Origin of the sequence: Deinococcus radiopugnans ATCC 19172, assembly GCF_006335125.1 — a bacterium.
Taxonomy (GTDB): domain Bacteria; phylum Deinococcota; class Deinococci; order Deinococcales; family Deinococcaceae; genus Deinococcus; species Deinococcus radiopugnans.
In genome coordinates this window covers 1-1,244 of sequence record NZ_VDMO01000064.1, presented here as the reverse complement: position 1 = coordinate 1,244, position 1,244 = coordinate 1, and the positions used below count along the sequence as shown (strand labels likewise).

General features: G+C 62.5%; 1 protein-coding gene and 1 pseudogene. One reads left to right on the top strand and one right to left on the bottom strand.

The window, feature by feature from the left end; translation table 11 throughout:
• Positions 1–183: hypothetical protein (locus FHR04_RS21755; RefSeq protein ID WP_420810991.1), on the bottom strand; the 183-nt coding region annotated here is incomplete at its 3' end.
• 36 nt (positions 184–219) lie between these two features.
• Between FHR04_RS21755 and FHR04_RS20660 the strand changes: the two are divergent.
• A pseudogene (locus FHR04_RS20660) lies at positions 220–1,222 on the top strand (transposase).
• Positions 1,223–1,244: the final 22 nt, after the last annotated feature.

The window sequence follows — 1,244 nt, the reverse complement described above, 5'->3', positions numbered from 1 at the left end:
CTCTGTACCGGACATCTTCGAGTTGAGGCTGTGCTGGACGGGAAATCCCTGAACGTGTGACAGGTTGCGAATCGGCAGGATAAACGGCGGTGTTTTGGGTGTGTGACGACTCCAAAACCCGCCGATCTCCAGCGTACCGAACTGACCCACCACTTCAAAGCCTGCGTCCCCTTCCTGCGCCACGACACGCTGCAGCGTGTCGTGGACATCGTCTTCGCGATGGTCACGGCCAGGAGCGTAAATCAAAGTGACCTGTGCGCTCATCTCCCCGGGATGAGTTCCATCGAAGCGAAGAAACGCCGGGTGGAACGAGGGTGCCGGGATCCTCAGCTGACCGAATCCGTCTTTCTGGCCTTCCTGCTGGCCCTCCTGCCCCCCGGGAAATTGCTGCTCAGCATGGACCGCACCTTCTTGGGCAGAACGGACGCCCATGAGGACGCCTGCCCGCACCTGGGAACGCGGGGATGCACCGCTGAACCTCCTGGTGCTTGGCGTCGTGCTGCATGGGTACACGGTGCCGCTCGTCTGGACCGCTCTGGACCACGATGGCAACAGCGGCACAGTCAGGCGAATCCAGCTGGTCTCCAGGCTCTTGAAGGCCCTTCCAGCGTCCCGCTGGAAGGGCCTGGTCGCGGACCGGGAATTCATCGGCGGCGAGTGGTTCCGCTTCTTGAGACGGAAGGGGATCAAGCGGGCCATCCGTATTCGGAAAAATGCCGTCGTCGACGAGCTCCGCGTGGATACATGGTTCGGCGATCTCCAGGTTGGGGAGGTGCGGTGCCTCGCCGAGAAGGCCTATGTGTACGGTGAGGTGATGCAGGTCGTGGCCACCAGATCCCCCGCGGGGGATCTGGTGGCCATCGCCACGGATTTCAGCGTCTGGGACACGTGCGTCCTGTATAGGGCTCGCTGGTCCATAGAGTGCACCTTCGCCAGCCTCAAGATCCGCGGGTTCGATCTGGAGCGTACGGGCATCACCCAACCTGACCGATTCGAACGCCTGTTCGGGCTGGTGATCCTGGCGTGGGTCAGCTGCCTGCGGGTGGGCGTGTGGTGCCAGACGCAGCTCCCGATCAAGGTGAAGGCTCATGGCCGGGCGGCCATGAGCCTCGTTCGGTATGGCGCGGAACAGCTGTGCCATGCGCTGCGGTGGAACCTGCCCGAGTTACCTGAGTTGGTCAGGCTACTGAGCACGCCGTTTCACGCATCAGGAGCGGCTTGAAGCTAAGATGTCCGGTACAGAG